We start from the raw sequence: 6,395 nt of genomic DNA, 5'->3' as shown, positions 1-6,395 counted from the left end.
TGGCGCTCATCGGGCCCTCCCGAGCTCGCGCGCCGCGTCCGCGGCGCCGTCGGCGGTCAGGTGCACGAACAGGTCCTGCAGCGGCACGGGACCGAGCTCGAGGCCGACGGCCCGCGCGGCGGCGGCCTCGCCGTCCGCGAGCGTCGCGAGCACGGTCGCCTGCGCGGTGCCGCCCAGCTGCTGGCGGCCGAGCACGGTGCGTCCGACGACGAACCGCTCGACCTCGCGCGCCGGGCCGGTGACGGAGACGCCGGTGACCCGCAGCGCGTCCGCGTCCCGGGCCAGCAGCACCCGGCCGCGGTCCAGGACGACGACGTGCTCGACCAGCCGCTCGATCTCGCCGATGAGGTGGCTGGAGAGCACGATCGTGCGGGGGTGCTCGACGTAGTCCTCGAGCAGCGCGTCGTAGAACGCGTACCGGGACGGCGCGTCCAGGCCGAGGTGCACCTCGTCGAGGATCGTGAGGTCCGCGCGGGTCGCGATGCCCAGGACGATCCCGAACGCCGACCGCTGGCCGCGGGACAGCTTCGACGGCTTGGCCGACGGGTCGAGCTCGAACCGGTCCACGAGCCGCTCGGCGACCTCGCGGGAGAACGCGGGCCGGCAGTCCTCGACGTACCGGAGGTTCGTCCGCAGGGTCTCGGTGTCCAGCACGTCGCCCGACTCCCGGACCAGCAGCACCCGCGGCAGCAGGTCGCCGTCCTCCCACGGGTCCCGGCCGCCGACCAGCAGCCGGCCGTCGGTCGGGCGCCGGAACGCGGCGGCCACCGAGGCGAGCGTGGTCTTGCCGGAGCCGTTGCGGCCGAGCAGGGCGGTGATCGACCCCGCCGGCACGGACAGGTCGACCGCGTCGAGGGCGGTCTTCCGGCCGTACCGGACCGTGAGGCCGTGGGCGTCGACCCCGAGCGGGGTGCCCGGGCCGGCCGCGGCGCCGGCGGCGGTCACGACGCCGCCCCGTCCTGCCGGTCGCCGGCGGTGCGTGCGGCGTGCGCGCGGAGCCGGGCGATCACGTCCTCGAGCGGGATGCCGAGCGCGCGGGCGTGGTCGGCCACCGGGTCGACGGTCTCGGCGAAGAAGGTCTCGCGGCCCTCCGCGCGCAGCCGGTCCCGCGCGCCCGGGGCGACGAACATCCCGACGCCGCGGCGCTTGTAGAGGATGCCGTCGTCGACGAGCTGGGCGAACGCCTTCGCGGCCGTGGCCGGGTTGATGCGGAAGGTGGTGGCGTACTGCGTCGTGCTCATCACCTGCTCCTCGGGCTGGAGGTCGCCGCGCAGGACGTCCTGGCGGATCTGGTCGGCGATCTGCACGTAGATGGGGTCGCGGCCGTCGAACACGGTCGGCCTCCTCTCGTGCGCCGGTTCAGTGGTTCGTTACTCCACTAATGAACCACAGGAGCGACGCCCGTGACAAGGCTTGTTCGCACTTCGCATTCGAAACACTTGCTTCTGCTTCGAAGCATGTGTACCGTCCTCGTTATCGCTTCGAATCCGAAGCACCACGACGACCGAGGAGTCACCATGAAGGCAGTGCGGTTCCACGAGACCGGCGCGGCGGACGTCCTGCGCTACGAGGACGTCGAGCTCCCGGTGCCCGGCGCCGGCGAGGTCCGGGTCCGGGTCGCCGGCTCGGCGTACAACCCGGCGGACGGCGGGATGCGCGGCGGGTTCCTGCCCATCCCGATCACGCTCCCGCACACCCCGGGCTACGACGTGTCCGGCACCGTCGACGCGGTCGGCGAGGGCGTCACCGGCCTCGCCGCGGGCGACGCGGTCGTCGGGTTCCTCCCGATGACCGCCGACGGGTCGGCGGCGGAGTACGTCGTCGCGCCGGCGGAGGCCCTGGTGCCGGCGCCGACCCGCATCCCGCTCGCCGACGCGGCCGGGCTGCCGTCGGTCGGGCTCACCGCCTGGCAGGCGCTGTTCGAGGCGGGCCGCCTCGAGGCCGGGCAGCGGGTCCTGATCAACGGCGCGGGCGGCCCCGTGGGCGGGTACGCCGTCCAGCTCGCCCACCGCGCCGGCGCGCACGTGATCGCCACCGCGAGCCCGCGCAGCGCCGACGCCGTCCGGGCCGCGGGCGCGGACGAGGTCGTCGACCACACCACGACCTCGCTGCTCGACGCGGTGACGGAGCCCGTCGACGTCCTGCTCAACCTCGCGCCCGTCACCGAGGAGGGGTTCGCCGCCCTCGCCACCCGGGTCCGCGACGGCGGCGTGGTCGTGTCGACCACCCCGCGGGTGCCCACGCCGGAGGACCCGGCGCGCGGCGTCCGCGCGGTGACCGTCTACCTGCACCCGGACGCCGACGTGCTGCGCCGGCTGGTCGGGCTGGTGGACGACGGCGCGCTGACCGTCACGATCGCGCGGCGGGTGCCGCTGGCCGAGCTGCCCGCGCTGCACGCCGAAGCCGACGCCGGGCGCGTGCACGGCAAGGTCGTGGTGGTCCCGCCGGCCGCGTGACCCGGCGACCGACGACGACGGACCCGCCGACCGGCTCCTCGTGAGCCGGCCCGGCGGGTCCTCGCGCGTCGGTCAGGCGGTGGTGACGCCCAGGCGCGCGGCCAGCAGCTCCGCGACCTGCACCGCGTTGAGCGCCGCGCCCTTGCGCAGGTTGTCGTTCGAGATGAACAGCGCGAGCCCCCGGCCGTCGGGCGCGCCCGGGTCCTGCCGGATGCGGCCGACGAGCGACGGGTCGGCGCCCGCCGCCTGCTGCGGGGTCGGCACGTCCGCGAGCTGCACGCCCGGCGCACCGGCCAGCAGCTCGTACGCGCGCTGCGGCGTGATCGGCCGGTCGAACTCGGCGTTGATCGACAGCGAGTGACCGGTGTACACCGGGACCCGGACGCAGGTGCCGGACACCAGCAGGTCGGGCAGGCCGAGGATCTTCCGGGACTCGTTGCGGAGCTTCTGCTCCTCGTCGGTCTCCAGGCTGCCGTCGTCCACCAGGTTGCCGGCCAGCGGGATCACGTTGAACGCGATCGGCGCGACGTACTTCTGCGGCTCCGGGAACGTCACCGCCGTGCCGTCGTGCACCAGCGCGAGGGTGTCCTGCTCGACCGCGCCGCGCACCTGCTCGTCGAGCTCGCGTGCACCGGCCAGACCGGAGCCCGACACCGCCTGGTACGTCGAGACGACGAGCCGGCGCAGGCCGGCCTCCTCGTGCAGCACCCGCAGCACGGGCATCGCGGCCATCGTGGTGCAGTTCGGGTTCGCGACGATGCCCTTGCGGACCTCGTCGAGCGCGCCCGGGTTCACCTCGGACACGACCAGCGGCACGTCGGGGTCCATCCGCCAGGCGGACGAGTTGTCGACCACCGTGACGCCGGCCGCCGCGAACCGCGGGGCCTGGGCCTTCGACGTGGTGCCGCCGGCGGAGAACAGCGCGATGTCCAGCCCGGTCGGGTCGGCCGTCGCGGCGTCCTCGACCGTGATCTCCTCGCCCCGCCACGGCAGGGTCGTCCCGGCCGACCGCGCGGAGGCGAAGTACCGGATCTCCGCGACCGGGAAGTCGCGCTCCTCCAGCAGCCGGCGCATCACGGCGCCGACCTGGCCCGTCGCCCCGACGACGCCGACCCGCAGGCCCGCGCTCCGGTTCTCGCTCATCGTCCGGTCCCTCCGTACACCACGGCCTGCTCGTCGGCGCTGTCCAGGTCGAACGCCGTGTGCACCGCGCGCACCGCGTCGTCGAGCTGGTCGGCTCGGGTCACCACGGAGATGCGGATCTCCGAGGTCGAGATCATCTCGATGTTGATGCCGGCGTCCGACAGCGCGGCGAACAGCCGGGCGGACACGCCGGGGTGCGACTTCATGCCGGCACCGATCAGCGACAGCTTGCCGATCGTGTCGTCGTACTGCAGCGACGTGAAGCCGATGTCGGGCTGGTGCTCGGTGAGCGCGGCCGTCGCGGCGGCGCCGTCCGTGGCGGGCAGCGTGAACGAGATGTCGGTCCGGCCCGTCGACGCGACGGAGACGTTCTGCACGATCATGTCGAGGTTGACCCCCGCGCCGGCGACGACCTCGAAGATGCGCGCGGCCTTGCCGGGCACGTCCGGGACGTCGACGATCGTGATCTTGGCCTCGCTGCGGTCGTGCGCGACGCCCGCGATGATCGGCTGCTCCATCGGTGCTCCTTGTTCGGTCGGGGCGTCGGTCACCAGCGTGCCCGTGCGGGTCGAGAACGACGAGCGGACGTGCACCGGCACGCCGTACCGCCGCGCGTACTCCACGCAGCGCAGCACGAGGACCTTCGCGCCGCTCGCGGCCATCTCGAGCATCTCGTCGTACGTGATGCGGTCGATCTTGCGGGCCGACGGCACGATGCGCGGGTCCGCGGTGAACACGCCGTCCACGTCGGTGTAGATCTCGCAGACGTCGGCGTGCAGGGCGGCCGCGAGCGCGACGGCGGTGGTGTCCGACCCGCCGCGGCCGAGCGTCGTCACGTCGTTGGTGTGCTGCGTGACGCCCTGGAACCCGGCGACGATCGCCACCGCGCCGGAGTCGACCGCCTGCTGGATGCGGCTCGGCGTCACGTCGATGATCCGGGCCTTGCCGTGCGCGGAGTCCGTGATGACGCCGGCCTGCTGGCCGGTGAACGACTGCGCCTCGACGCCCAGGCTGCTGATCGCCATGGCCAGCAGCGACATCGAGATGCGCTCGCCCGCGGTCAGCAGGATGTCCATCTCGCGCTGCGGGGGCAGCGGGGTGATCTGCTGCGCCAGGTCGATCAGCTCGTCCGTCGTGTCGCCCATCGCCGAGACGACGACCACCACGTCGTCGCCCGCGCGCTTGGCCTCCGCGATCCGCTTCGCGACGCGCTTGATGCTGTCGGCGTCGGCGACCGAGGAACCGCCGTACTTCTGCACGATGAGGGCCACGGGAGGGAGCTTCCTGCTGCGGGGTCGCGGGCGCCGGGCGGCGACCGCCGGGGTCGGCGGAAGTCTAGGCCGCGGCGCACGGGGCACCGGCGGTCCGCCCGCATCGCGGGACCGTCAGAGCAGCTCGGCCCCGAGCCGCACGATCAGCACCGTCACGACCACCAGGAACACCACCCGCACGAAGCCGCTCCCGCGCGCCACGGCGGTGCGCGCGCCGAGGTACGACCCGGCGATGTTCGCGGCCCCGACCAGCAGCCCCAGCCGCCACAGCGGCGCCCCCTGGGCCGCGAACACGACCAGCGCGCCGAGGTTCGTGGCGGCGTTGACGATCTTGGCCTGCGCCGACGCCTCGAGGAACGCGTAGCCGAGCACGCCGACCAGCGCGATGACCAGGAACGAGCCCGTGCCGGGGCCGAGCAGCCCGTCGTAGAAGCCGATGCCCGCACCGAGGGCGAGCGCCACCAGCAGGTGCGTGCGGCCCTGCCAGCGCAGCGCCGTCGCCCGGCCGACCTGCGGGCGCGCGACCGTGTAGACCGCGACCGCGACCAGCGCGACCAGGATCACCGGCACGAACACCTGCTCCGGCAGCAGCGACGCCAGCGCGGCTCCCCCGCCCGCGCCCACCAGCGCCGCGAGCGCCATCGGCCCCGCCGTCCCGAGCCCGGGCTGGACCCGCCGGTAGTAGGTCGCCGCGCTCACGGAGGTGCCCATGATCCCGGCGAGCTTGTTCGTGGCGAGCGCCTGCACCGGGCTGATCCCCGGCACCAGCAGCAGCGCGGGCAGCTGCACCAGGCCGCCCCCGCCCACCACGGCGTCGACCCACCCCGCGGCGAACCCGGCCAGCATCAGGAGCACCACGGTGCCGACCGTGAGCTCCAGGCCCGAGACCGTCACGCGGTGCGCGGGGTGCCGGGCGCCCGGTGGGCGGCGACGACCGCCGCGCCCGCGTGCCGGAGGGTCGCCGCGACGGCGGCCGCGCGCTCGGGGCCGCCGACGTAGCCGGCGACCATCGCGCCGTCGCGGAGCACCACGAGCTCCTCGGCCGCGCCGACCGGGTCGTCCAGGCCCAGGTCGGCCAGCAGCGTCGCCGCCGTGCCGACCATCCACCGGCGGTGCTCCGCGACGACCGCGCGGACCGGGTGGTCCGGGTCCGCGTACTCGGCGGCCGCGTTGATGAACGGGCAGCCGCGGAACCCCGGCCGGCACGACTCGGCGCCCAGCCCCTCCGCGTACCCGCGCAGCACGGCGCCGGCGTCGCCGGGGTGGGCGGCACGGACCGCGTCCAGGGCCGCGCGCTCGGCGGCGGCCACGGCGGACAGCCAGGCCACCACCAGCGCGTCCTTGGTCGGGAAGTGCCGGTAGAACGTCACCTTGCTGACCTCGGCCGCGGCGATGACGCGGTCCGCGCTGACCGCGCGGATGCCGTCGGCGTAGAACAGCCGGCCTGCGGCGGCGAGGACGCGCGCCGCGACGGGCGAGGCAGGGCGGGCGGCAGGGCCGGCGTCGGCTGCGTCCACAGGGGCGG

At 74.9% G+C, this 6,395-nt stretch carries 7 protein-coding genes; 1 reads left to right on the top strand and 6 read right to left on the bottom strand.

The window, feature by feature from the left end:
* Positions 1 to 6: 6 nt before the first annotated feature.
* Together G6556_RS16325 and G6556_RS16320 are read right to left on the bottom strand one after the other, a co-directional pair.
* Positions 7 to 945 carry an ABC transporter ATP-binding protein gene (locus tag G6556_RS16325; RefSeq protein ID WP_166943789.1) on the bottom strand — a complete coding sequence of 313 codons (939 nt, stop codon included), beginning with the start codon at positions 943 to 945 and terminating at the stop codon, positions 7 to 9.
* Positions 942 to 1,334: a GntR family transcriptional regulator gene (locus tag G6556_RS16320; RefSeq protein WP_166943787.1), complete on the bottom strand. Its 393-nt coding sequence runs from the start codon at positions 1,332 to 1,334 to the stop codon at positions 942 to 944. Before G6556_RS16320 ends, G6556_RS16325 begins: the two co-directional genes overlap by 4 nt.
* Before the next feature lie 183 nt (positions 1,335 to 1,517).
* Here G6556_RS16320 and G6556_RS16315 point away from each other — a divergent pair, with 183 nt between their 5' ends.
* Positions 1,518 to 2,456, top strand: a complete 939-nt coding sequence (locus G6556_RS16315) for an NADP-dependent oxidoreductase (protein ID WP_166943785.1) — start codon at positions 1,518 to 1,520, stop codon at positions 2,454 to 2,456.
* A 72-nt stretch (positions 2,457 to 2,528) separates the two neighbouring features.
* Here G6556_RS16315 and G6556_RS16310 read toward each other — a convergent pair whose 3' ends face one another.
* The 4 genes from G6556_RS16310 to G6556_RS16295 form a co-directional block, all read right to left on the bottom strand.
* Positions 2,529 to 3,599, bottom strand: coding sequence for an aspartate-semialdehyde dehydrogenase (locus G6556_RS16310; protein ID WP_166943783.1), 1,071 nt, complete (start codon positions 3,597 to 3,599; stop codon positions 2,529 to 2,531).
* Positions 3,596 to 4,870 (bottom strand): aspartate kinase, encoded by a 1,275-nt coding sequence (locus tag G6556_RS16305; RefSeq protein WP_166943774.1) that lies wholly within the window; start codon positions 4,868 to 4,870, stop codon positions 3,596 to 3,598. Before G6556_RS16305 ends, G6556_RS16310 begins: the two co-directional genes overlap by 4 nt.
* Positions 4,871 to 4,984: 114 nt before the next feature.
* Positions 4,985 to 5,716, bottom strand: a complete 732-nt coding sequence (locus G6556_RS16300) for a TSUP family transporter (RefSeq protein ID WP_166943793.1) — start codon at positions 5,714 to 5,716, stop codon at positions 4,985 to 4,987.
* A 44-nt stretch (positions 5,717 to 5,760) separates the two neighbouring features.
* Positions 5,761 to 6,395 (bottom strand): TetR/AcrR family transcriptional regulator (locus G6556_RS16295; RefSeq protein ID WP_346774947.1); only part of this gene is annotated, 635 nt, incomplete at its 5' end.

The sequence above is a fragment of the Cellulomonas sp. IC4_254 genome (assembly GCF_011603975.1).
Lineage (GTDB): Bacteria > Actinomycetota > Actinomycetes > Actinomycetales > Cellulomonadaceae > Cellulomonas.
Note: the sequence above shows the minus strand (reverse complement) of the source record. Positions and strands in the feature narration are given on the sequence as shown.